Annotated in this window: 25 protein-coding genes; 4 read left to right on the forward strand and 21 right to left on the reverse strand. The window is 73.7% G+C overall.

Annotation, left to right across the window (positions count from 1 at the left end):
* Nucleotides 1–95: 95 nt before the first annotated feature.
* The 10 genes from ACIA5A_RS19830 to ACIA5A_RS19875 form a co-directional block, all read right to left on the reverse strand.
* Nucleotides 96–929 carry an ABC transporter permease gene (locus tag ACIA5A_RS19830; RefSeq protein WP_181569134.1) on the reverse strand — a complete coding sequence of 278 codons (834 nt, stop codon included), beginning with the start codon at nt 927–929 and terminating at the stop codon, nt 96–98.
* A complete protein-coding gene (locus ACIA5A_RS19835) occupies nt 926–2,002 on the reverse strand; it encodes an ATP-binding cassette domain-containing protein (RefSeq protein WP_396764114.1) in 1,077 nt (358 codons plus the stop codon). Before ACIA5A_RS19835 ends, ACIA5A_RS19830 begins: the two co-directional genes overlap by 4 nt.
* 168 nt (nt 2,003–2,170) lie before the next feature.
* On the reverse strand, nt 2,171–2,959 hold the full coding sequence (locus tag ACIA5A_RS19840) for a TetR/AcrR family transcriptional regulator (protein WP_396764117.1): 789 nt from the start codon (nt 2,957–2,959) through the stop codon (nt 2,171–2,173).
* A 70-nt stretch (nt 2,960–3,029) separates the two neighbouring features.
* Nucleotides 3,030–3,926, reverse strand: a complete 897-nt coding sequence (locus ACIA5A_RS19845) for an NmrA/HSCARG family protein (RefSeq protein WP_396764121.1) — start codon at nt 3,924–3,926, stop codon at nt 3,030–3,032.
* A gap of 23 nt (nt 3,927–3,949) precedes the next feature.
* The gene (locus tag ACIA5A_RS19850; protein WP_396764124.1) at nt 3,950–4,792 is read right to left on the reverse strand and encodes an SDR family oxidoreductase; all 843 of its coding nucleotides are present in this window, start codon (nt 4,790–4,792) and stop codon (nt 3,950–3,952) included.
* Nucleotides 4,793–4,861: 69 nt separating this feature from the next.
* Complete coding sequence (locus ACIA5A_RS19855; protein WP_396764127.1) at nt 4,862–5,296, reverse strand: SnoaL/DnrD family polyketide biosynthesis methyl ester cyclase; 435 nt, start codon at nt 5,294–5,296, stop codon at nt 4,862–4,864.
* A 33-nt stretch (nt 5,297–5,329) separates the two neighbouring features.
* Nucleotides 5,330–5,587 (reverse strand): acyl carrier protein, encoded by a 258-nt coding sequence (locus tag ACIA5A_RS19860; RefSeq protein WP_396764131.1) that lies wholly within the window; start codon nt 5,585–5,587, stop codon nt 5,330–5,332.
* A 33-nt stretch (nt 5,588–5,620) separates the two neighbouring features.
* Nucleotides 5,621–6,829: a ketosynthase chain-length factor gene (locus ACIA5A_RS19865; protein ID WP_396764134.1), complete on the reverse strand. Its 1,209-nt coding sequence runs from the start codon at nt 6,827–6,829 to the stop codon at nt 5,621–5,623.
* The gene (locus ACIA5A_RS19870) at nt 6,826–8,094 is read right to left on the reverse strand and encodes a beta-ketoacyl-[acyl-carrier-protein] synthase family protein (protein ID WP_396764137.1); all 1,269 of its coding nucleotides are present in this window, start codon (nt 8,092–8,094) and stop codon (nt 6,826–6,828) included. The genes ACIA5A_RS19865 and ACIA5A_RS19870 overlap by 4 nt, the downstream gene beginning before the upstream one ends.
* Nucleotides 8,091–8,444, reverse strand: coding sequence for an antibiotic biosynthesis monooxygenase family protein (locus ACIA5A_RS19875; RefSeq protein WP_396764140.1), 354 nt, complete (start codon nt 8,442–8,444; stop codon nt 8,091–8,093). The genes ACIA5A_RS19870 and ACIA5A_RS19875 overlap by 4 nt, the downstream gene beginning before the upstream one ends.
* 194 nt (nt 8,445–8,638) lie before the next feature.
* Here ACIA5A_RS19875 and fabG point away from each other — a divergent pair, with 194 nt between their 5' ends.
* Both fabG and ACIA5A_RS19885 read left to right on the forward strand, forming a co-directional pair.
* Nucleotides 8,639–9,424 (forward strand): 3-oxoacyl-ACP reductase FabG, encoded by a 786-nt coding sequence (fabG, locus tag ACIA5A_RS19880; protein ID WP_396764143.1) that lies wholly within the window; start codon nt 8,639–8,641, stop codon nt 9,422–9,424.
* A gap of 28 nt (nt 9,425–9,452) precedes the next feature.
* Nucleotides 9,453–10,412 (forward strand): aromatase/cyclase, encoded by a 960-nt coding sequence (locus ACIA5A_RS19885; protein ID WP_396764146.1) that lies wholly within the window; start codon nt 9,453–9,455, stop codon nt 10,410–10,412.
* A gap of 71 nt (nt 10,413–10,483) precedes the next feature.
* Here ACIA5A_RS19885 and ACIA5A_RS19890 read toward each other — a convergent pair whose 3' ends face one another.
* Nucleotides 10,484–11,263: an SDR family NAD(P)-dependent oxidoreductase gene (locus ACIA5A_RS19890; protein WP_396764149.1), complete on the reverse strand. Its 780-nt coding sequence runs from the start codon at nt 11,261–11,263 to the stop codon at nt 10,484–10,486.
* A 44-nt stretch (nt 11,264–11,307) separates the two neighbouring features.
* A complete protein-coding gene (gene rfbB / locus ACIA5A_RS19895) occupies nt 11,308–12,306 on the reverse strand; it encodes a dTDP-glucose 4,6-dehydratase (RefSeq protein WP_396764152.1) in 999 nt (332 codons plus the stop codon).
* Nucleotides 12,307–12,464: 158 nt separating this feature from the next.
* Here rfbB and rfbA point away from each other — a divergent pair, with 158 nt between their 5' ends.
* Together rfbA and ACIA5A_RS19905 are read left to right on the forward strand one after the other, a co-directional pair.
* Nucleotides 12,465–13,361 (forward strand): glucose-1-phosphate thymidylyltransferase RfbA, encoded by an 897-nt coding sequence (gene rfbA / locus ACIA5A_RS19900; RefSeq protein ID WP_396764155.1) that lies wholly within the window; start codon nt 12,465–12,467, stop codon nt 13,359–13,361.
* Nucleotides 13,362–14,071: 710 nt separating this feature from the next.
* On the forward strand, nt 14,072–14,953 hold the full coding sequence (locus ACIA5A_RS19905) for a BTAD domain-containing putative transcriptional regulator (RefSeq protein WP_396764159.1): 882 nt from the start codon (nt 14,072–14,074) through the stop codon (nt 14,951–14,953).
* A gap of 87 nt (nt 14,954–15,040) precedes the next feature.
* On the opposite strand, the gene ACIA5A_RS19910 is transcribed toward ACIA5A_RS19905, so the two are convergent.
* From ACIA5A_RS19910 to ACIA5A_RS19950, 9 genes are read right to left on the reverse strand one after another with little or no spacing between them, the layout of a single operon-like run.
* On the reverse strand, nt 15,041–15,739 hold the full coding sequence (locus ACIA5A_RS19910) for a hypothetical protein (protein WP_396764162.1): 699 nt from the start codon (nt 15,737–15,739) through the stop codon (nt 15,041–15,043).
* A 32-nt stretch (nt 15,740–15,771) separates the two neighbouring features.
* Nucleotides 15,772–16,440, reverse strand: coding sequence for a hypothetical protein (locus ACIA5A_RS19915; RefSeq protein ID WP_396764165.1), 669 nt, complete (start codon nt 16,438–16,440; stop codon nt 15,772–15,774).
* A 3-nt stretch (nt 16,441–16,443) separates the two neighbouring features.
* The gene (locus ACIA5A_RS19920) at nt 16,444–17,583 is read right to left on the reverse strand and encodes an acyl-CoA dehydrogenase family protein (protein WP_396764168.1); all 1,140 of its coding nucleotides are present in this window, start codon (nt 17,581–17,583) and stop codon (nt 16,444–16,446) included.
* 56 nt (nt 17,584–17,639) lie between these two features.
* Nucleotides 17,640–18,014 carry an ectoine synthase gene (locus ACIA5A_RS19925; protein WP_396764171.1) on the reverse strand — a complete coding sequence of 125 codons (375 nt, stop codon included), beginning with the start codon at nt 18,012–18,014 and terminating at the stop codon, nt 17,640–17,642.
* Entirely contained in the window at nt 18,011–18,832 is an 822-nt protein-coding gene (gene trpA, locus ACIA5A_RS19930) for a tryptophan synthase subunit alpha (protein WP_396764174.1), read from the reverse strand. The genes ACIA5A_RS19925 and trpA overlap by 4 nt, the downstream gene beginning before the upstream one ends.
* Nucleotides 18,825–19,865, reverse strand: a complete 1,041-nt coding sequence (locus ACIA5A_RS19935; protein WP_396764177.1) for an anthranilate phosphoribosyltransferase — start codon at nt 19,863–19,865, stop codon at nt 18,825–18,827. Before ACIA5A_RS19935 ends, trpA begins: the two co-directional genes overlap by 8 nt.
* Before the next feature lie 2 nt (nt 19,866–19,867).
* Nucleotides 19,868–20,131: an acyl carrier protein gene (locus tag ACIA5A_RS19940; protein ID WP_396764180.1), complete on the reverse strand. Its 264-nt coding sequence runs from the start codon at nt 20,129–20,131 to the stop codon at nt 19,868–19,870.
* A gap of 1 nt (nt 20,132) precedes the next feature.
* Entirely contained in the window at nt 20,133–21,614 is a 1,482-nt protein-coding gene (locus tag ACIA5A_RS19945; protein ID WP_396764183.1) for an AMP-binding protein, read from the reverse strand.
* Between the two features lie 29 nt (nt 21,615–21,643).
* Complete coding sequence (locus ACIA5A_RS19950) at nt 21,644–22,420, reverse strand: cyclase family protein (RefSeq protein ID WP_396764186.1); 777 nt, start codon at nt 22,418–22,420, stop codon at nt 21,644–21,646.
* Between the last annotated feature and the right edge of the window lie 67 nt (nt 22,421–22,487).

The raw sequence follows: 22,487 nt of genomic DNA on the forward strand, positions 1-22,487 counted from the left end.
GGCTCCCCCGTCCGAACAACGAGCTGCCCCCGCCGACTCCCGTCGGTCGGGGGCAGCTGCGCCCATGGTGCGGCGTGCCACTGGCGGACCACTCGTCAGTTGCTCAAGGAGCGGTACTTGCTGAGCGACAGCGGCAGGAAGATGGCGACCAGCACCAGCGGCCACACGACCGCCATCACCGGATAGTGGGAGACCACCCAGGAGTCGCCACCCCAGCCGGGGTTGTCGAAGAGTTCCCGGATGGCGCCGACGGTGGCCGACAACGGGTTCCACTCGGCCACCGCCCCGAGCCACGCGGGCATGGTGGACGGCGCCACGAACGCGTTGGACAGGAAGCCGAGCGGGAACTCCAGCGTCTGCACGCCGGCGACCGCCTCCTGCCCCTTCATCACCAGGCCCAGGAAGATGCCGACCCAGACCAGGGCGAAACGCAGCAGCAGGATCAGCCCGAACGCGGCGAGCGTGTCACCGACGCCGCCGTGTGCCCGCCACCCGACGGCGAGCCCGGCGAGCACCATCACCGCCAGGGTGACGACCGCGAACAGCATGTCGGCCACGGCGCGGCCGATCAGCGGGGCCAGCGGCGACACCGGCATCGACCGGAACCGGTCGGTGACGCCGCGGTCCATGTCGGCGGAGACGGCAAGCGTGGTGAGGCTGATGCCGAACACCATGGTCATGGCGAACATGCCGGGCATCAGGAACTCGCGGTAGCTGCCGCCGCCCGGCACCTGGAGGGCGCCGCCGAACAGGTAGGCGAACATCAGCACCATGACGATGTTGAAGCCCAGCGACGCGATCAGCGGCCCCGGGTTGCGGCGCCAGTGCGCCAGGCTGCGCCGGGTCAGGGTGACGCTGTCGGCGAGCAGGGACGGTCGCCCGGGAACGACGTCCGGGCTGACCGCGGTGGGCAGGGTCGCGCTTGTCACGCGGGCACCTCCTCGACGTTCTCCGAGCGCGGCGCGCCCGACGGCGGCTCGTCGCCGCGTCCCTTGCGCCCCTTGCCCTTCTTGGACTTCTTCGCCTTCTCCTCGGCCGCGGTCTCCTCGGCGGTCTGCGGGCGGCGGCCGGTCAGGTGCAGGAACACCTCGTCGAGCGTCGGACGACGCAGCGCCACGTCCTCCACCGCGACGCCGCCGGCGTCGAGCGCCCGCAGCACCTCGGTGAGCGCGGTGGCCCGGTTGCCGACCTGGGCGCTGACGAAGCGACGGTCGCTGTCCACCTCCGGCTCCGCACCGGCGACCAGGCGAAGCTGCGCGGCGGCCGCGGCCAGGTCGCCCGCGTCGTGCACCACGAGGTCGATCCGGTCGCCGCCGAGGCGCGACTTCAGCTCGTCGGGGGTGCCCTCGGCGATGACCCGACCGGTGTCGATCACCGAGATCTGGTCGGCGAGCTGGTCGGCCTCGTCCAGGTATTGCGTGGTGAGCAGCACCGTGGTGCCGGAGCGCACCAGCTCGCGGACCGACTCCCAGACCTCGTTGCGGCTGCGCGGGTCCAGGCCGGTGGTCGGCTCGTCGAGGAAGAGCACCGACGGGGTGAGGATCATGCCGGCGGCGAGGTCGAGCCGGCGGCGCATGCCGCCCGAGTAGGTCTTCACCGGCTTGCCGCCGGTGTCGGCCAGGCCGAACCGCTCCAGCAGCTCGGTGGCGCGCTGCTGGGCCCGCTTCGTGCCGAGGTGGAAGAGCCGACCGAAGATGACCAGGTTCTCGTAGCCGCTGAGCACCTCGTCCACCGCGGCGTTCTGCCCGACCAGGCCGATGCGGTAGCGCACCTGGTCGGCCTGGCGCGCGATGTCGAAGCCGGCCACCTCGGCCCGCCCCTCGTCGAACCGCAGGAGGGTGGACAGGATCCGCACCGAGGTGGTCTTGCCGGCGCCGTTCGGGCCGAGCAGTCCACACACCGTGCCCTGCGGGACCCGCAGGTCGAACCCGTCCAGGGCGTACTTGTCCCCGTACCGCTTGCGCAGCCCCTCCGCGATGATCGCGTGATTGCCCGCTGTCACGTCGCGTCCTCCCTTGGCAGTTCCGGCCCTGTCGTCGGCCATAGCGTACATCATACGGTAAGCAATACGGTGGAGCTGCGGACGCCGTGTCGCCCGCCCCCGGACAGCCGTCGCGCCCGGGCCGTCCTGACGACGACCCGGGCGCGATCCACCCGGACGGGCGGCGGGTCAGCGGGGGGACCGACCGCCGGCCGCGGTCCGGGCCGCGATGAAGACCTCGATGCCGTCGAGCAGCCGCCCGAGCCCGAACTCGAACGCGTGCTCCGGCGAGTAGGAGCCGCCGTGCGCCGCGCCCGCCGCGGACCCGACCCGGGTGGCGGTCGGAAAGACCGAGCCGTCCACGAACGCGCCGAGCAGCGGACCACAGACCCGCCACCACTGCTCGTCGGTCATGCCGCTCTCCCGCTCCAGGACCGACGCGTCGACGGCCCGCCGCGCCACCCCCTCGGCGTAGTCGGTGACCAGGTGCACCACCGAGTCCATCTCCACCTCGGTCAGCCCGGTCCCCTCGACCGCCCGCAGCTCGTACTCGTACTTGGCCATCGCGTGCGGGCCGAGCGGGGGCCGGCCCACCGGGATGCGCAACAGCCAGGGGTGCCGGCGCCGCAGGGACCAGTTGTCCCGCGCCACCCGCTCCAGACCCGCCCGCCACCCGTCCGACGGTGCCGCCGGCCCGACCACCTCGCCGTAGACCGTGTCGACCATCAGGTCGATCAACTCGGCCTTGCCGGGCACGTAGGTGTAGAGCGACATCACGCCCACCCCGAGCGCCTGGGCGAGCCGACGCATGGACAGCTCACCCAACCCCTCGGCGTCGCACGTCTCGATCGCCACCCGGGCGATCCGCTCCAACCCGAGGTTGGATCTGCTGCGCGCGTCCGGGCCGCGCCGGCTCCACAGCAGCGCGAGACTCCGGGCCGGGTCGGCCGTGCCCCGACCCCGCTCGTCCGGCCGCATCCACCCCTCCGTCCGTCGATCCCGTATGGCGTACGATACAAGATACGCGCGGGCGCGTCCGCCCCTCCGGTCACGCCACCGACGGCACCGGCGGTCGCCACTGGACGGCGCGGAGCCAGTCGGCGAACGTGTACAGGGCCGGGTGCCGGGCCCGCAGCGCGGCGATGTCGGCGGCATAGCCGTCGGTCTGGAACCACTCGAACATCACCGCGATCTCGTGGCTGTACGGGATCCACGGGTTCGCCGCCACCTCGGCCAGGTCCAGCGGCTCGAACCGGGCCGGCATCCCGGCCACGGCGCCGAAGCACCGCGCCATCTCCGGGCCGGTCAGCTCGTCGCCGGCCAGCTCGATCGCGCGCCCCACGAACTCCTCCGGCTCGTCGAACGCGGTCGCCGCCAACCGGCCGATGTCCTCCGCGGCGACGAGCTGCACCCGCGTCGACGGCGTGAGCGCCAGCCGGACCACGAGCGCGCCGTCGACCACCTCCGGGCCGAAGCCGAGGAAGTTGTCCATGAAGAAGGTCGGGCGCACCACGGTGGTGGGCACCCCCAGCCGGCGCAGGTGCCGCTCGATCGCCCACTTGCTCTCGAAGTGCGGCACCCCGCTGGCCCGGTCCGCGCCGCCGACCGAGCTGTAGACCACATGGCGTACCCCGGTGGCGGCCGCCGCCTCCGCGACGGCACGCCCCTGGCGGACCTCGGCCCCCACCCCACCGGGGGCCATGAAGGTCTGCACGCTGAACACCCCGTGCACGCCGGCCATGGCGGCGCGCAGCGACGCCGGATCCGACAGGTCGCCGCGCACCAGCGAGACGTTCCCGTCGGCGGCGAGGGCACGGGCGGCCTCGCCGTCCGGGTCGCGGACCAACGCGCGCACCGGCCGACCCCGGGCGAGCAGGGCCCGGACGGTGGCGCCGCCCTGGGTGCCGGTGGCACCGGTGACGAGGATGGTGCGGTCGTCTGGCATCGACGGTTCCCTTCCGGAGGTGGTCATCGGAACAGGTGGGCGTTCGCGGCGGCCCACTCGCGGAACGTGCGGGGCTTACGGCCGAGCACCCGCTCGAGGGTGTCGGTGGTGCGTCCCCACGGAACGGCCGGACTGTGCAGCGCGGCCACATTGGACTCGGCGGCGGGCCGGTCGCCGGTGATGCCGGCGAACATGGCGACGACGTCTTCCGGGCTCGCCACCTCGAAGGCCAGCTCGCGGCCCAACTCGTCGGACAGCACCCGCGCCTGCTCCGCGGAGGTGAGCACCTCCGGGCCGGTCACCTCGTACCGGCGACGGGCGTGCCCGTCCCCGGTCAGCGCGGCGACCGCCAGCGCGGCCAGGTCGTCCGGGTCCACCGGGGCGCCGGGGGTGTTGCCCACCAGGCAGCGCACCATCCCCTGCTCGCGGATCGTCTTCGCCCACCACAACGCGTTGGTGTGGAACGGGCCCGGCCGCAGCAGCGTCGCGTCCGGCGCGGCGCCGCCGATCGCCTCCTCGGCGGCCCGGTGCTCGTCGCCGATCCGGTGCCGCAGCGGGTGCAGCACCGCCGACGAGGAGAGCAGCACCAGACGGCGAACGCCGCCGACCCGGCGGATCGCCTCGGCGAACGCCCGGGCCTGCGGCTCCACGTCGCCCACCAGGCAGACGAACGCCGCGTCCACGCCGGTCAGCGCCGCGGTGGCGGCCTCGACGTCGGCCGGGCTGCCGGGCACGGTCTCGACGTCGGCCGGCAGGCCGGCCCGCGCGGGATCGCGGCTGAGGGCGCGGACCGGGTGGCCCGCCTCCCGCAGGCGGGTCAGCACGTGCCCACCCACCTTGCCGGTCGCGCCGGTGACAAGGATCATCGGTTCCTCCTTCGCTCGGGACGGAAGCCGCCGGGGACCTGCCGGCCCCCGGCGGCGACGACGTTCGGGTCAGTGCCGCCAGCCCTCGGCGGTCGGCCAGGGCTCGTCGAGCTGGCGGTAGGTGCCCAGGTAGTCGGGCCAGTCGCGGTGGTCGCGGATCTTGCCGTCGACGAGCTTGATGAGGTGGATCTGCTCGCCGGAGAAGCGGCGTCCGGTCGGTTCCATGCCGACCAGGTTCCCCACGTGCCGGCCGTAGAGGACCAGGTACGCGCGCACCCAGTCGCCCCGCTCCTCGTACCGGACCTCCTCCAGGCGGACCTCCTCGGAGAAGGTCATCCGGAGCCACTTGACCGCCATCGCGAACGCCTCCGGCCCGCGCAGGTCCATGTGCTCCAGCGACGCCGGGTTCAGGTAGTCGGGGTGGATGTACTCGGCCACGTCGTCGGTCTGTCCGGTGTTGTACGCCGACACCATCCGGCGTACCGCGTCGATGTTGCTGCTCATCCGCTGCCTCCTCGGCTTGTCGTGAACGGGTGGTCAGGCCGGGGTCGCCAGCGCCCGGTTGGCGAGTTCGAGCAGTTCCCGCGGCGTCTGCGCCTGGGTGACCGCGTCGTCCTGCAGCGGGGCGCCGAACCGGCGCTGGATCGCCCCGGCGGTCTCCAGCAGGGCCAGCGAGTCGTAGCCGAGGTCGGCGAAGGGCACGTCGAGGATGTCGCCGCTCAGCTCGACGTCCTCGTCCTCACCGGCGCACTCGCGCAGGATGTCGGTGAGGGTCGGCAGGTCCAGGATGGTCATCTGTCCTCCTCGCAGGGTCGTTCCGGGGTCCGGTCAGGCGGTGAGCACGAGCGCGGAGTTGAAGCCGCCCTGCCCACGGGCGACCACCAGGGCGGTGCGCACCCGCGCGACGCGCGGCGTCCGCACCAGGTCCAGCCGGTACGCGGGCGCCGGCGCCGCCACGTTCACGGTCGGCGGGATCACCCCGTCCCGGATGCACAGCAGCGCGGTGGCCACGTCCAGCGCGGCGCCGCCCGCGCCGAGCCGACCGGTGGCCGTCTTCGGCGCGGTGACCGGCACCGCTGCCGGACCGAACACGCCGGCCAGCGCCGCCGCCTCCACCGCGTCCGGTTCCGGCAGGCCCACCGCGTCGGCGAACACCACGTCCACGTCGGCCGGGGCCACGCCGGCGTCGTCCAACGCGGCCTCGATCGCCCGCCGCAACGTCGGCTCCCGGCCGGAGCGCGGCGGCGGGTCGAAGGTCGCCGCGTAGCCGGCGACGACGCCGTACCGGTGGCGGACGCCCCGCGCCGAGGCGTGCGCCGCGGACTCCACGACGAACAGCGCGCCACCCTCGCCCGGCACGTAGCCCGCGGCGTCCGGGGAGAACGGCAGGTACGCGCGGGCCGGGTCGGTGTGCCGGCTGAGCAGACCGCTGGCCTGGTGCGCCACCCAGCCCCAGGGGCACAGCCAGCCGTCCACCCCGCCGCTGACCACGGCCGGCAGGTCGGCCCGCACGTGCCGGCGGGCCTGCCCGAGCGCGTCGAGCCCGCCCGCCTGCTCGGTGACCAGCACCCCGCTCGGCCCGCGCAGGCCGTGCCGGATCGAGACCTGACCTGTGTTCACCGCGTAGAACCAGGCGAACGACTGGTATGCGCTGACGTGCTCCGGCCCCCGGCTCCACAGCTTCTCCAGCTCCCGGTGGCCGAACTCGAACCCACCGGCGCTGCTGGCGGTCACCACGCCCACGCCGAACCCGCCCGACGCGGCCACCTCGACCCCGCTGTCCAGCAGCGCGGCGTCGGCGGCCAGCAGCGCCAGTCGGGTCATGTGGTCGGTCTGCGGCAGGAGCCGCCCCGGCAGGTGGTCGGCGGGGTCGAACGCCGGCACCTGACCGGCGAGACGGCTGCGGTAGCCGGTGGCGTCGAAGCGGGTCAGCGGCCCGATCGCGCACCGCCCGGCGAGCAGGCCCGCCCAGTGCGCCTCGGCGTCCAGCCCGGCCGGGCTCACCACGCCCAGGCCGGTGATCACCGCGGCGGTCACGTGCCGACCCGATCGGGCCGGCGCAGCACCATCGCGCTCTGGAAACCGCCGAAGCCGCTGCCGACGCTGAGCACCGTGTCGACCCGCCGCTCGCGGGCCCGCAACGGGGTGTAGTCCAGGTCGCACTCCGGATCCGGCTCGTGCAGGTTGGCCGTCGGCGGCACCAGGCTGTGCTCCATGGCCAGCGCGCACGCCGCGATCTCCAACGAGCCGATCGCGCCGAGCGAGTGGCCGATCATCGACTTGATCGAGCTGACCGGCGTCGCGTACGCGTGCTCGCCCAGGCTGCGCTTGACCGCCGCGGTCTCGTGCCTGTCGTTCTGCTTGGTCCCGGAGCCGTGGGCGTTGACGTAGTCCACCTCGGTCGGCCGGGTACGCGCCTGCGCCAGCGCGGCCCGGATCGCCTCGGCCATCTCCACGCCGTCCGGGCGCAGGCCGGTCATGTGGTAGGCGTTGGCCCGGGAGGCGAAGCCGGCGACCTCGGCGTACCCGGTGACGCCCCGCCGGCGCGCGTGCCCCACCTCCTCCAGGACGAAGACCGCGCACCCCTCCCCCAGCACGAACCCGTTGCGGGTGCGGTCGAACGGGCGGGACGCGGTCGCCGGGTCGCTGTTGCGCGGGGTGGTGGCCTTGATGGCGTCGAAGCAGGCCATCGTGATGGGTGAGATGGGCGCGTCGGTCGCCCCGCAGATCATCACGTCGGCGGCGCCCTCGGTGACCAGCTCGGCGGCCCGCCCGACCGCGTCCAGGCCGGAGGTGCAACCGGTGGAGACCAGCGACACCGGGCCCTCGGCGCCGACCTCCCAGGCCACCTCCCGGGCGATGGAGCTGGGCACCAGGTAGTCGAACAGGTGCGGCACGGCGTGGTCCTCGTCCACCAGCCACTTGGCGCCGCCGTCGCTGACCACGACGTACTCCCGCTCCAGGCTCATCGTGGCGCCGACCGCGCTGCCGATCACGACGCCCAGCCGCGACGGGTCGGCGACGGCCAGGTCCAGCTCGCTGTCCGCGAGCGCCTTGCGGGTGCCGACCACCGCGAACTGCGCGGCCCGGTCCATCCGCCGCGCCTGCTGGTGGGACAGCCCGTCCCGGACCGGGTCGAAGTCGCACTCGGCCGCCACCTGCGAGCGGAACGGCGTCGGATCGAAGAAGGAGATCCGCCGGGTGGCGGTGCGGCCGTTGGCCAGCAGGTCCCAGAACGACTTCGTCCCGGTGGCGCCGGGGGCCAGCACGCCGATGCCGGTGATGACCGCGCGTCGGGTCATCGGGTGTCCCCCACGACCGCCCCCGCCGCCTCCCGGCGCAGCACCGGCCGGTACAGGTTCGGCTCGCTGGTGGCCAGCGCCCGCAGCGCCGCCGCGTGCGGCGCGAAGCCCGGGTCGGCCAGCGCCCGCCGGAACGACTCCTCGTCCCGCCAGTGCGCGACGTTCACGTACGCGCCGGGCTGCCCGACGTGCCGGACCAGGGTGTGCGCGACGAAGCCGGGCCAGCCCGCCATGAACTCCGACGTCTCGGAGAAGGTCCGTTCGAAGTCCTCCGCTGGCGCGTGCACCAAGAACCGGTTGACGAAGACAACCCCGTCCCGGTCCGCCGGGTCCGATCCGCCTGCCCGCATGTCCCACTCACTCCCCACGTCCTCGTACCGCGATCCGCGGCTGCCGTGCTCGTGGTGTCGACCGTCCCCGGCCGGGATCGCATCTGCCTTGAACCTGGCTGGAAGTAGGCGTGCCGGCGCCGACGTCGAGAGACCCTCGAGCGGTCGCTGACACGCTCGGCCGCACCGTGCACGTCGACGTGAGGAGACACGGAATGCCAGGGCAGAACGGTGCGGTCGCGCTCGTCACCGGCGCGACGAGCGGGATCGGACTCGCGGTGACCAGGGCGCTCGCCGAGCAGGGACACCGGGTCTGGATCTGCGCCCGGGACGCGGCGGCGGTCGAGCGCACCGCGGGCGAGCTGCGGGACAAGGGCCTGGAGGTACGCGGCGCCGGCTGCGACGTCCGCGACCGCGCGGCGGTGCCGGCGATGGTGCACGCCGTGGTCGACGCCTGGGGGCCGGTCGGGATCCTGGTGAACAACGCCGGGCGCAGCGGCGGCGGGGCCACCGCCTCGATCGCCGACGAGCTGTGGGACGACGTGGTCGAGACGAACCTGAACAGCGTCTTCCGGCTCACCCGGGAGGTGTTGACAAGCGGCGGGATGCTCGCGGCCGGCTGGGGTCGGGTGGTGAACATCGCCTCGACCGGCGGCAAGCAGGGAGTCGTCTACGGCGCCCCCTACTCGGCGTCGAAGCACGGCGTGGTCGGCTTCACCAAGGCCCTCGGCCTGGAACTGGCCAAGTCGGGCGTCACCGTCAACGCGGTCTGCCCCGGCTACGTGGAGACCCCGATGGCGCAGCGGGTACGCGACGGCTACGCCGCCTTCTGGGACACCACCACCGACGACGTGCTCCAGCGGTTCGAGGCGAAGATACCGCTCGGCCGCTACTCCACCCCGGAGGAGGTGGCCGGCCTGGTCGGCTACCTGGTCACCGAGACCGCCGCTCCGATCACCGCGCAGGCGATCAACGTCTGCGGCGGTCTCGGCAACTACTGATCCCGCCCCGCCGACCGAAGGAGACCGCGTGAGCAAGCCGCCCCCGGAACACACCGAACACCGCGAGCTGGTCGACGCCCCCGCCCGGACCGTCTACGACCTCGTCGCCGACGTGGCCCGCTGGCCACTCGTCTTCCCGCCCACCGTGCACGTGGAACACGTCGAGCAGGGCCCCGGCACGGAGGTCATCCGGATCTGGGCCACCGCCAACGAGGCGGTGAAGGGCTGGACCTCCCGCCGTGACCTCGACCCGACGGCCCGCCGGGTGCGCTTCCGCCAGGAGGTCTCCGCGCCGCCGGTGGCCGAGATGGGCGGAGAGTGGATCATCGAGCCGGCCGGCGCCGACCGGTGCCTGGTCCGCCTCACCCACGACTTCCGGGCCGTCGGCGACGACGCGGCGGCCACCGCCTGGATCCACCAGGCGGTGGACCGCAACAGCCGGTCCGAGCTGGCGGCGCTGCGCACCGCCGCCGAGTCGCCGGCGGACGGTGACGGCCGGTTCCTGGACTTCGACGACGTGGTGCACGTCAACGGGGACCCCCGCGACGTCTACGACTTCCTCGACGAGGCCGGTCAGTGGGATCGCCGGCTGCCGCACGTGGCGCGCGTCGCGCTGACCGAGGAGACGCCGGGGGTGCAACTGCTCGAGATGGACACCCGCACCGCCGACGGCGCCACCCACACGACTCGCTCGGTGCGGGTCTGCTTCCCGCACCACCGGATCGTCTACAAGCAGTTGCGCACGCCGGCGTTGATGTCCGTGCACACCGGGCAGTGGCTGGTCGAGGCGTACGAGGACGGCGCGGTGGTCACCTCCACCCACCGGGTGGTGCTGATCCCCGAGGCGGTGCCCGGAGTGCTGGGCGCGCAGGCCACGCTGGACGACGCCGCCACCTACGTCCGGCAGGCGTTGGGGCGCAACAGCACCGCGACCATGTACGCCGCGAAGGAGTACGCCGAGGGCAGGCGGATGGCCGTCCGGCCGTGAGAGCGTGGCACCCGCGGAGGGCGTGACCGGCACGGGTCACGCCCTCCGGCGTTGTGGTGTCGCCGCCCGGCTCAGGTGACGGACAGCGCGCCGTCGACGGCGACCACCACGCCGTTGGCGTACCGGCCGCCGGCCTCGGTGAGGGTGACCACCCACCAGGCGATGTCCTCGGGCTCGCCGACACGGCCGGACGGGATGCGCGGCAGCATCGAGGCGAGGAACTCGTCGTACGCCTCGCGGGGCATGCCGGCGCGGACCGCGACCTCGGTGTCGACCAGCCCGGGGGCGACCGCGACCACCCGGATGCCCCGGGGCGCCAACTCGACGGCCCAGGTGCGGGTGAGGGCGTCCAGGCCCACCTTGGTCGCCGCGTACACCCCGCTGCCGGGCATGGCGCGCAGGCCGAGCGAACCGGCGGAGCTGATGTTGACCACCGTGCCGCCGACCGCCGCCAGCGGCTCCACCGCCCGCTGGGTGAGCAGGATCGGCGCGAGCAGGTTGGTGGTCACCTCGGCCCGGACCACGGCGGGGTCGAGGCCGCCGAGGGAGTCGAAGCCGGCGGTGGCGGCGTTGTTCACCAGCACGTCGAGCCGCCCGAACTCGCGCACCGCGGTCTCCACGACGGCGTCCGGTGCGGCCAGGTCGGCGAGGTCGACGGGGAGGACGTGGATGCCGTCGCGCCCCTTGGCGGTCTCCGCCAGGGTGTGTTCGGAGCGGCCCACCACGAGCACCCGGTCCCCGCGGTCGGCGAAGGCGTGCGCGGTGGCCCGGCCGATGCCGGTGCCGCCGCCGGTGACCACCACGCCGCGGGGCGGGTCCGGACGGTCGGTCGATGCGCTGGAGTCAGTCATGCGGACACGCTAGAGAGCACCGCTCGAGGCCGGCTCGGGCCGGATCAGCGACCGGCCGCCGCGTAACGCCGCTCGGTGGCGGCCTTCTGCGGGCCCCACCACCACTCGTTGCGGCGGTACCAGTCGACCGTGGCGGCCAGGCCCGCGGGCAGGTCCGGATGCCGGGGTCGCCAGCCCAGCTCGCGTCGGATCTTCCGGCTGTCGCAGGCGTAGCGCAGGTCGTGGCCGGGACGGTCCGGCACGGTGTCGAAGTCGTCCGCCGGCCGGCCGAGGATGCGCAGGGTCAGCGCCAGCAGGTCCCGGTTGCTCCACTCGGCGCCGGAGCCGACCAGGTACGTCTCGCCGACGACGCCGCCGGCCAGGATCAGCAGCACGGCGTCGTTGTGGTCGTCGACGTGCGTCCACTCCCGCACGTTGGCGCCGGTCCCGTAGAGGCGCGGGCGGCGGCCGCGCAGCACGTTGGTGATCTGCCGCGGCAGGAACTTCTCCACGTTCTGGTAGGGACCATAGTTGTTGGCGCAGTGCGAGATCGTCGCCCGCACCCCGTACGACCGGACCCAGGCGCCCACCAGCAGGTCGGACGCCGCCTTGGTGGCCGAGTAGGGACTGGACGGGTCGAAGCGGCTCAGCTCGGTGAACCGCTGCCCACCCTCGCCGGGGAGACTGCCGAAGACCTCGTCGGTGGACACGTGGTGCAGCCGCCGGTCGTGTCGCCGCACCGCCTCCAGCACGCTGAAGGTGCCCTCGACGTTGGTCCGCAGGAACGCGCCCGGGTCGTGCAGCGAGTTGTCGACGTGCGACTCGGCGGCGAAGTGCACGACCGCGTCGGCCTCCCCGACCAGCCGGTCGACGAGTTCCCGGTCGACGACGTCGCCGACCACGAACCGGATCCGGTGCGCCACGTCGCCCAGGCTGGCCCGGTTGCCGGCGTAGGTGAGCGCGTCGAGGACGGTGATCCGCTTACCGGGGCGGGTGGCGAGCACCCGCCGCACGAAGTTCGCGCCGATGAAGCCCGCGCCGCCGGTGACCAGCAGGTGATCCATGGCGGCGAGGTTAGGTGGGCGGGCTCGAGCGCCGCTGGAGGGCGGATCGTCGTTGGGTTCGGCCCCGACCGGCCGTCGATCCGGCTACCAGGCCGGCGGTCGACAGTGGCCGGGTCCCGCGACGGTGCGCGGGGCCCGACCGATGAGGAGGCCCGACCATGCCGAACGGGAAACCGCTTCGCGGCATCCTGCTGGCCGGCGGCACCGGCAGCCGCCTGTGGCCGATCACCCGCGGGGTGTCGAAGCAACTGGTGCCGATCTTCGACAAGCCGATGGTCTACTACCCGCTGTGCACGCTGGTGATGGCCGGGATCCGGGAGATCCTCGTGATCACCGCCCCGGAGGACCGGGAGCAGTTCGTGCGGCTGCTCGGCGACGGCAGCCAGTTCGGTTTGCGCCTGGAGTACGCGGTGCAGGAGCATCCGGGCGGGGTCGCCCAGTCGTTCCTCATCGGCGAGCGGTTCATCGACGGCGGGCCGGTGGCGCTCGTTCTCGGGGACAACATCTTCTACGGCCCCGGCCTGGGTCGCCAGCTGGCCATGCGGCACCGTCCGACCGGGGCCCGGATATTCGCCTATCCGGTGGCCGATCCGCACGAATACGGGGTGGTCGAGTTCGACGAGACCGGGCGGGTGCTGTCGATCGAGGAGAAGCCGGCCCGGCCCCGTTCGCGATATGTCGTGCCGGGTCTGTACTTCTACGACTCCCGGGTGGTGGACATCGCCCAGGAACTCAAGCCGAGTGATCGCGGGGAACTGGAGATCACGGCGGTGAACGAGGCGTACCGGCGGTCGGGAGAGTTGTCGGTCACCGTGCTCGCACGCGGCACGGCCTGGCTGGACACCGGGAACGTCGAGTCGATGATGCAGGCGGCCGAGTTCGTCCGGGTGATGGAGGCCCGCCAGGGTCTCAAGATCGGCTGCCTGGAGGAGACCGTCTGGCGGGCCGGCCTGATCGACGACGACGGGCTGCGCCGGCTGGCCGAGCCCCTGTTGCGCAGCGGGTATGGCCAGTACCTGTTGCGCCTGCTCGACGGGCTGCCCGGGCCGGTGTGAGGGAGCGCGGCACGGCGGCCTTAACCTTGCGAGAAAGTTTCAAAAATTTGCGCACGCCAATGCTTGACCATTTCCGCGCGGCCTGACCAGCAGCGCTGATCGGCAGCGCCGTCACTTTCCGTCACGACCCCAGGTAAGCAACCCCTACAGTTCGCCATGAGATCGACTCGAGTGCCAATGGAAGGTAACTCAAGGTTAGGTACCGCTTGCGCATCGCGTCAACATGTGCATACGATGTGCACAGTTCCGGGCCACGGGGCCTTGACAATGGGGGGTCTATTTTGATTGCCATCGACAACTTTCCCATAATGCCATTTCAACCCCGTGCAATAGCGCCCTAGGGCCGGCCCATCACGACCGGCGAGCCACGCCGGCGACGGAACGACAACGCGGCCAGGCCGCGACAGGTGCAGCTCAAATGGGTGATAAGGCCAGGCGCGCCGATGAGGCGCGGGGACCCCGGCCAGCCGTCCGGCACTCGTTCGTACCCGCCGAAAACCGATCTGCCGACCAGCCGTAAACATGGGTGCGGCGGCCGTCGAGCCGGCTTTTCCGTTACACCGGATGCCGACTCGGCGGTCGCTGCCGTCCGGAATTCCCGATCGGATCCGACACGGTTTTGAGGATGCCTCTGGACGACCCGAAGCGATCCCGACGAATGACAAGGCGAAATGCCGCTTACGCCGAATTCGCAGGATAAGGACACGCACATGCAGATCAATTTGTTGGGACCACTTTCGGTTTCTATAGAGGGGAACGATGCGACTCCCACCGCGCCAAAGACCAGAAGAGTGCTGGCATTGTTGGCCGTGCACGCGAACCGCGTGGTACCCAATCAGTTGCTCATCGAGGAACTGTGGGAGGACCAGCCACCGCCCAGCGTGACCACCACCCTTCAGACATACGTCTACCAGTTGCGCAAGCACCTCCAGGGCGGCTTCGCGTCGTCGGCCGGCCCCGCGCCCAGCGGGTGCGCGCCGAAGGAGGTCCTGCGCACGTACGCCGGCGGCTACATGCTCTGCCTGCGTCCCGAGACGCTCGACTCGCTGCGCTTCGAGCAACTGGCCCAGCGGGGCCGGGCCGAGCTGGAACGCGGCGACGTGGAGACCGCGGCCCGGACCATGCGCGAGGCGCTCGGGCTCTGGCACGGCCCGGCGCTCGTCGACGTCAACCCGGGCCCGCTGCTCCAGGTGGAGGCGTTGCGCCTGGACGAGATCGGCAAGAGCGCGCTGGAGCTGCGCATCGAGGCGGACCTGCGCCTGGGCCGGCACCACGAGCTGCTCGGCGAACTGACCGGGCTGACCGCCCGGCAGCCCACCCACGAGGGGTTCCAGAGCAAGCTGATGCTCGCGTTGCACCGGGCTGGCCGACGGTCCGAGGCGCTCGACGTCTACCAACGCACCCGCGAGACGCTCGTCGACGAACTCGGCGTGGACCCGTGCGGGGAGCTGCAACAGCTGCACCGCGCGATCCTCGCCGGCGACCCCGCCCTCAACCCGCCCGGCGCCGACACGCTCACCGGCGCCCGACGCCACGCCACCGTTCCGCTGCCGGCTCGCGAGGCGCGCTGGGCGCAGGCCCGCTCCGCCTGACCCCGCCCGGCCGGCCCGCGCGCCCGGGCCGGCCGGGGTGGCCCCGGCAACCCGCCCGCCACCGTCTCCGACCGACGGGGCGCCCGGTCAGGGCAGCGCGCGGTGGTGATCGAACGCCGCCAGCCACCCCGGCAGGTCGTCGCCGGCCCGCAGCAGCTCGGTGCCGATCAGCAGTCCCCGGTAGCCGGCGCGCAGCAACCGGGCCGCGCCGGCCGGACCGTCGATCCCACTGGCGCTGACCGGGCAGCGGGTGCCGGTCGCCCGCACCTCGTCGGCCAGGTCGAGGCTGCGCCGCAGGTCACCGCCGCCGCGCTCACGGTCGCCGATGTCGGCGTTGTTGACCGCGAGCACACACTCGTCCGGCCGGGACACCGCGTGGACCTCCGCCCGCGTGGCCACCTCCACGAACGGTGTCAGTCCCCGCCGGACGGCGGCGTCCACCAGCGCGTCCAGGGTGGAGCGGGCCAGCAGGCGGGCGGTCAGCAGCACCGCCTGGGCGCCCAGCGCCACCGCCCGGTCCAGGTCCCGCCGGCCGGTGACGAAGTCCTTCTGCAGCAGCGGCCGGTCGGTCAGCGACCGCACCTCCCGCAGCAGGTCGGGGGTGCCGCCGAACCAGCGGCCGGTGACGACCGACAGGCAGGGCGCCTGCGACCGCTCGTAGGTGGCGACGATCTGGGCCACCGACCGACCGCCGAACAGGTCCGCCCCGGCGGCGTCGCGCCGCTTCACCTCCATCACGATCGGCCGTCGCGCGTCCCGCAGGACGGTACGGAAGTCGGTGTCCATCGTCGCTCCCCTCGTCCGGCCGGGGCCGGTGCTCACCTGCCCCACGCGTCCACAAGCGCCGCGATCCGCCGGCCGTCGAACCGGCCGTGGGCGCCACGGGCCGCGCTGTCCACGTCGACCCCGCGGAAGAGCGGGTGCGCGACCACCGCCTCGTACGGCCCGCGGTGCGCGGCGGTGATGCCACCGGCCAGCAGGAACGGGCGGCTGCACCGCGCGACCACCGACAGCACGTCCGCGGCCCCGATCGTGGTGCCGGTGCTCCCGACGCGACCGTCCGCGCCGAGCGCGTCGAGCAGGAACAGGTCGGTACCCGCCCGCTCGTACGCCGGCACCAGCGGCGCCTCTGGACAGCGCCCGTCCCGCACGTGCAGCACCTTGACCACCGTCGCCTCGGCCTCGGCCTCGGCCTTGAGCCGGCGCACCAGCGCCGGAGGCTGCCAGCCGTGCAGTTGCACCCAGCCCGCGCCGGTCCGCCGCAGCAGCTCGCCGACCCGGCCACCGTCGGCGAGCGTGGTGACCAGGACCGGGCGCGGGCCACCCCCGGCGACGCCGCGGCGGACCACCCGGGCGGCACGCCCGGCCGGCAGGTCGTGCGCGCCACCGGCCACCCCGCACCAGACACCGACCAGGTCGACGCCGAGTGAGCGCAGCAGCGCCACCTCCGCCGCCGTGCCCGCCCCGCAGACCTTCACCAGCGGCACCGGTCAGAGCCCCAGCATGGCGGCGATGCGGTTGCGCTGCGTCTCCGAGGTGCCGGAGTAGATGGTGCCGGCGACCGCGTTGCGCAGCTCCTTCTCGACGCCGTACTCCGTGGTGTAGCCGATGCCGCCGAAGATCTGCACGGCGGCCAGGGCGGACGCGAGGTTCGCCTCGCTGGCCACCACCTTCGCCACGGCGATGTCGGTGGTGACGGTGGCGCCGGCCGCCATCCGCTCGGCGGCTCCGTAGAGCAGCGCCCGCGCGGTGCGCACCCCGATCTCCATGTCGACGATCCGGTGCGCGACCGCCTGGAACGTGCCGATCGGCCGGCCGAACTGGGTCCGACCGCGGGCGTACTCCCGGCAACGGTCCACCCGGGCCCGCATCTCGCCGGCGTTCACCGCGAAGCCGCAGAGGATCTCCCACTTCATCACGTGGTCGAGCACGAGGAAGCCGCCGCCGACGGCGCCGACCACGTTGGCCGCCGGCACCCGCGCGCCGTCGAGGTACAGCTCGCCGAACGGCGAGGTCCGCAGCCCCATCTTGGCCGTGGGCGGGCCGACGACCAGTCCCGGCGTGTCCCGCTCCACCAGGAAGGCGGTGACACCGAGCGGCCCACCCTCCTCGGAGGTGCGGGCGTAGACGACCACGACGTCGGCGACCGGGCCGTTGCTGACGAACGCCTTCTGGCCGGTGAGCACGAAGTGGTCGCCGTCGCGCACCGCCCGGGTCCGCATGGCCAGCGCGTCGGAGCCGCTCTCCGGCTCGGTGATCGCGTGTGCGCCGATCACCGCGCCGGAGGCGACGTCGGGCAGGTAGCGGTCGCGCAGCGCGGGCGAGCCGAAGCGCTGCACCGCGATCCCGGTGCTGACCAGGTGGGTGGTGACGGAGAAGTTGAGCCCGGCGTCCCGGCAGCCCTCGCCGAGCCCCTCCAGGACGTACATGGTGGTGGGCAGGTCCTGCCCGAGGCCACCCCAGCGCTCCCCGATCGGAAGGCCGAGCAGCCCGGCCCGACGGACCGCCTCCCACTTGGCGCGGGGAAACTCGGCCCGGGCGTCCAGCTCCACGTGCTCGTCGTTGAGCACGTGGAGCCAGGGCCCCAGACCGTTTCGCAGGGCGTCCTGGTCAGCGGTCCAAGAGATCACTTGTCGACTCCGTCGTGGTGGTGGTCGCTACGCGTACGCCGCCCGGCGCACGCCGGTCAGTACTGCGAGAAGCCCTCCGGGTCGATGCTGTGCTGCTCGCCCCCGTGCAACGCCGGGGTGAACACGCACACCAGGCGCAGGTCGGCGTCCGGACCGGCGACCAGGCAGTGCGCGTCGTGCTTGTCCAGCGCGTACATCACGCCCGGTCGGATCGGATGGGTGTTGCCGGCCAGGTCGATGACGCTGCCCTCGCCCTCGATGCAGTAGCAGGCCTCGAGGTGCCTGCGGTACTGCAGCCGGGCCATCGTGCCGGCCCGCACGGTGGTGTCCGTGATCGTGTAGCCCATGCCGTCCGATTCGAGCAGGAACCGCCGACTGAGACCGTTGCCCCAGTCCACCGTGGTCACCTCGTCCAGTTCCCGGATGATCATCGGTCTGTACCCTTCTGTGCGGGTCGGCTGACGATCGCCATTGATCGCAGGAAGGTGTCGAACCCGGCCAGCAGGTCCTGACCGGTCCGTTCGGTCCGCTCGACGGCAAGCGCCGCGGCGGTTCCGACGACGGCGGCGTCCGCGCCGGCCGCGCCGATCTGCCGCACGTCCGCGGCGTCGCGTACGCCGAAGCCGACCGCGATCGGGGCGGAGCCGGCGGCCCGCAGCCCGTCGACGGCGGCGCGCAGCGCGCCGTACCCGCGCTCCGGCGCGGTCCCGCTGCGGCCGTGCGTGGCGACGAGGTAGACGTAGGCGCCGGCGTCGCGGGCGGCGGCGGCGCGCACCGCCGCCGACGAGGTCGCGTAGCAGGTGGTGACCACCGGCAGGCCCACGTCGGCGGCGTGCGCCAGGTGGGCGGCGCGCAACCGGGGCGGCAGGGCGTGCACCAGCAGCCCGTCCGCGCCGGCGTCGGCGACCTGGCGGACGAAGGTCCGCTCCCCGACCGGGCGCACCGTGTGCCGCCAGTCGGCCAGCAACGCGATCCGCGTCCGGCGCAGCCGCGGGCGGACCCGGGCCACGAACGCGAGCACCTCGTCGACGTCGGTGCCCCGGTCCAGGGCCCGCCGGGCGGCCCGGCGCAGCACCGGCCCGTCGGTGACCGAGTCGGGGAACGGCACCGCCAGCTCCAGGCAGTCGACGCCCCGCTCGTCGAGCAGCTCGACCAGGCCGGTCAGGCGGTCGGCGGGCGGATCGCCGGCGGTGAGGAACACCGCCAGACCGGGCGCCGCGCCCCGACGGCCGGAAAAGAACTCAGCCACCGGCGGCCACCGCCCGGTGCCGTTCGGGCCGTCCCGCCCGCATCCGGTCGAGCAGGTCCAGCGCGGCCCCCGAGGCCACCGCCTCCCCGGCCGTGGCCAGGGCGTCCGTCCAGCGGGTGCCCGGATCCGCCACCACCCGCATCGCGGCCGCGTTCAGGCAGATCACGTGGGTGGCGCCCGGACCGCGCCGGCCGGCCAGCACGTCGCGGAAGTCCGCGACCGGGTCGGTGCCGGGCGGCGTCGGGCCCAGATCTGCCAGGCTGGCCGGCGGACCCGGCAGCCCGAGGTCGGCCAGCCGCACGGACGGGCCGCCGGCAGGATGCAGCACGTCGTCGGCGAAACCGGTCAGCTCGTCCACGCCGGCGTCGTTGGTGCAGAACCAGACCCGGGCGCCGCCCCGGCGGACGGCCAGCCGGCGCAGCAGGTCCAGCACGCCGGGGTCGGAGACGCCGGTGAGCTGCGCGGTCGCCGGCGCCGCCGCGAGGACCGGGCCCAGCACGTTGACGAAGCGGCCGACCTCCCGCAGTTGCAGCGGCACCACGGCGCGGGCCAGCAACGCCACCTCCGCCGGGTAGACGAAGTAGCCGGCGAAGGCCAGGCCGTGGCGGTCCACCGCCTCCGCCAACTCGTCGTAGTCGGAGGCGAGCGGGACACCCAGCAGCTCCAGCAGGTCGAACGCCCCCCGCCCGCCGCTGTAGGCGCGGGCGCCCGTCTTCACCACCGGCAGGCCGGTCGCGGCCGCCACGAACGCCGCCGCCGTGGACACGTTGAACGTCCGGGGACCACCGCCGGTGCCGACGACGTTGACGCACCCGCCGGGCACCGGCCGCGCCGGCTCACGCCGCTCGTTCAGGGAGTCCAGCAGCGCCTCCGCCGTCTCCGCGTCCGGTGGACTGGTGGCGAGCGACGCCAACAGCGCCACCGCCTCGCCGCGCCGCAGCGTGCCGGCGTGCAGCGCGTCCCAGAGGGAGCGCCAGGCCGGCAGGTCGACCGGCTGGCGCGGCGCGAGCAGTGCGGTGATCGCCGGGTGCACGTCTACTTCGCCTCGGCCGGCTCGGTCCCGGCGCGGGCCAGGAACGCGTCGATCGCACGGATCGAGCGGAAGTGCTCCGGCGCGAGCTCGACCTGGTCGGCGGCCACGCCGAAGCGTTCCTCCAACCAGGCGATCACCTTGAGCAGGCCGAGGCTGTCGATGACCCCGTTGTCGATCAGGTCGAGGTCGACGTCCAGCTCGCCGGGCGGGACGTCGGGCAGGAACTCCTCGACGATGAACTGGGCGATGACCGGTGCGTGCTGCAACTCAGGCTCCTTCCGGGAGGCCGCTGGTGAGGTGTGCCTGCCGTACCGCGAGGCGGTCGACCTTGCCGGTGGAGGTACGCGGAAACGGGGCGTCGACCACCCGTACCGTCTCCGGGATGGCGCCGCGCGGAAGCACCCCGGCGCAGTGCCGGCGCAGGCCGAGACTGTTCAGGCCGGTGCCGGGCCGCCGGTGCACCACCGCGTGCAGCCGCGACCCGACGAGCGCGTCGGGCACCGCGAGCACCACGGCGTCGGCCGCGTCGGGATGGTCGAGCAGGGTCTGCTCCACCTCGGCCAGGTCGACCCCGACGCCGCGTACCTTCACCCGGTGGTCGTCGCGGCCGACGAGGAACAACCGCCCGTCGGCGTCCCGGCGGACCAGGTCGCCGCTGCGGTACCAGGCCGGGCCCGGCCGGCCGGACGGGTCCGCGCCGAACCGGTCGCCGCCCGCCGCGGCGCCCAGGTAGCCGCCGCTCTGGAACGGGGTACGCACCCACAGCTCCCCCGCGCCTGGCCCGTCGACGACCGCGCCGTCCGGGCCGACCACCGCGGCGTCGACTCCGGGCAGGGGCTCGCCCAGTGGCACCGGCCCGTCGAGCGGACCGGCGCGGTCCACCTCGTGCAGGAAGCTGTCGTTGGTCTCGGTGCAGCCGTACAGGTTGTAGAGGCGCGCCGACGGGAACGCGGTCGGCAGCCGGCGCAGCAGCCGCGCCGGCATCGTGTCGCCGGTGAAGACGGCGTGCTCGACGTGCGGGAACACCCGCGCGTCGCCGGGATCGACGTCGGGGCCGGCGAGCAGGCCGAACAGCATCGGCACCGCCTGCACCACCGACACCCGTTCCCGGGCCACCAGGTCGGCCAGAGCCGCCGGCTGCAACGCCTGGTCGGGGTCGACGAGCACCACCGTGCCGCCGCGGCTCAGCGTGGTCCAGACGTCGAGCAGGCAGAGGTCGAAGTTGAGCGGCGCGTAGTTGAGCACCCGGACCCCGGGGCCGATGCCGAACCGCTCCCCGGCCCAGGCGACGAACCGGTCCACGGCCGCCGCGTCGAGCGGGACGACCTTCGGCAGGCCGGTGGAGCCGGACGTGGTCAGCATGAACGAGGTGCCGCGCGGCACCCGCCCGGCCGGCACGTCGGGCAGCCGCAGGGTGTCCCGGGGCGACAGCACGTGCCGGCAGCCGGCCTGGCCGAACAGCTCGCGCAGGGTCGCCGACGGCAGGCTGGCGGCGGGCAGCAGGAACGGCCGGCCGGCGCGCAGCACGCCGAGGATGGTGGCGACGGCCTCCGGCGACTTCTCGGCCAGCACGCCGACCGGCTCGTCGTCGGCCAGGTCGAGCGCCGCCAGCCGGTCGGCGGCCGCCGCGGCCAGGTCGACCAGGTCGCCGTAGCTGACCGTCCGGTCCCGCCAGACCAGCGCGGTCAGCCAGGGATGGGTACGGGCGGTGCGGACGACGCTGTCCACCAGGGCGGAGTGCGCGGTCATGACGGGTCCTCTCCGGGTCGGCACGGCGCTCACTCGTCCAGCAGCGCGACGGCCCGGGTCCAGCCGGCCCCCGCCCCCACCAGCCGCACCGGGAAACAGACCACCCGGAATCCGTACGGGGGCAGCGCCTCCAGGTTCGCCAGGCGCTCCACCTGGCAGTACTCGCGGTCCCGACCGGCGACGTGCGCGGGCCAGAGCACCGCCGGGTCACCGGTGGCCTGCCAGCGCCGCAGGATCGTCGGGAACGGGGCGTCGAGGCTGAACGCGTCCGTGCCGATCACCCGGACGCCGGCGTCGAGCAGCAGGTGCACCGCCGGCCCGTCGAGGCCGACGAAGTCGGTGAAGTAGCGGGCGGTGCCGGCCCAGGCGCTCGCCCCGGTCCGCAGCAGCACGATGTCCTGCGGTTCCGGGCGGCGGCCGATGCGGGCGAACTCCTTCTCCAGGTCCGCCGCCCCGACCACGCCGGCCTCGTCGCGCGCCACGTCCAGCACCAGCCCCGGCCGGTGGAACCACTCCAGCGGCAACTGGTCGACGTGCCGGGGCACCCCGTCGCCATAGCCGGCCCGGCTGCCGTAGTGGGACGGCGCGTCCACGTGGGTGCCGGTGTGACTGGTCAGCGTGAGCCGGTCCAGGGAGAGGAACTCGCCGTCGGGCAACACGTCCGGGTCGAACTCCAGTCCGAAGTGCTCGCGCATCTCCGCGCTCATGTGCAACGCGCCCTCGCGCGGGCTGAGCACCTCGTGCCCGACCGGGTCCGGCTCGTACGCCGACGCGTCGATCGGGGACGACAGGTCGATGATCCGCACAGTTACCTCCTCGGCTCCCGTCCACGGTCGCGGTGGGGGCTCGAGGAGCGTTGGAAGCCGGCTGGAC

This window comes from Micromonospora sp. NPDC051300, from assembly GCF_044455315.1.
Taxonomy (GTDB): domain Bacteria; phylum Actinomycetota; class Actinomycetes; order Mycobacteriales; family Micromonosporaceae; genus Micromonospora; species Micromonospora robiginosa.

Coding starts and splice junctions, on each gene's coding strand:
- ACIA5A_RS19840 (WP_396764117.1), bottom strand. CDS start 2,959: ATGCGGCCGGACGAGCGGGGTCGGGGCACGGCCGACCCGGCCCGGAGT.
- ACIA5A_RS19845 (WP_396764121.1), bottom strand. CDS start 3,926: ATGCCAGACGACCGCACCATCCTCGTCACCGGTGCCACCGGCACCCAG.
- ACIA5A_RS19850 (WP_396764124.1), bottom strand. CDS start 4,792: ATGATCCTTGTCACCGGCGCGACCGGCAAGGTGGGTGGGCACGTGCTG.
- ACIA5A_RS19855 (WP_396764127.1), bottom strand. CDS start 5,296: ATGAGCAGCAACATCGACGCGGTACGCCGGATGGTGTCGGCGTACAAC.
- ACIA5A_RS19860 (WP_396764131.1), bottom strand. CDS start 5,587: ATGACCATCCTGGACCTGCCGACCCTCACCGACATCCTGCGCGAGTGC.
- ACIA5A_RS19870 (WP_396764137.1), bottom strand. CDS start 8,094: ATGACCCGACGCGCGGTCATCACCGGCATCGGCGTGCTGGCCCCCGGC.
- ACIA5A_RS19875 (WP_396764140.1), bottom strand. CDS start 8,444: ATGCGGGCAGGCGGATCGGACCCGGCGGACCGGGACGGGGTTGTCTTC.
- fabG (WP_396764143.1), top strand. CDS start 8,639: ATGCCAGGGCAGAACGGTGCGGTCGCGCTCGTCACCGGCGCGACGAGC.
- ACIA5A_RS19890 (WP_396764149.1), bottom strand. CDS start 11,263: ATGACTGACTCCAGCGCATCGACCGACCGTCCGGACCCGCCCCGCGGC.
- rfbB (WP_396764152.1), bottom strand. CDS start 12,306: ATGGATCACCTGCTGGTCACCGGCGGCGCGGGCTTCATCGGCGCGAAC.
- rfbA (WP_396764155.1), top strand. CDS start 12,465: ATGCCGAACGGGAAACCGCTTCGCGGCATCCTGCTGGCCGGCGGCACC.
- ACIA5A_RS19905 (WP_396764159.1), top strand. CDS start 14,072: ATGCAGATCAATTTGTTGGGACCACTTTCGGTTTCTATAGAGGGGAAC.
- ACIA5A_RS19910 (WP_396764162.1), bottom strand. CDS start 15,739: ATGGACACCGACTTCCGTACCGTCCTGCGGGACGCGCGACGGCCGATC.
- ACIA5A_RS19925 (WP_396764171.1), bottom strand. CDS start 18,014: ATGATCATCCGGGAACTGGACGAGGTGACCACGGTGGACTGGGGCAAC.
- ACIA5A_RS19945 (WP_396764183.1), bottom strand. CDS start 21,614: ATGACCGCGCACTCCGCCCTGGTGGACAGCGTCGTCCGCACCGCCCGT.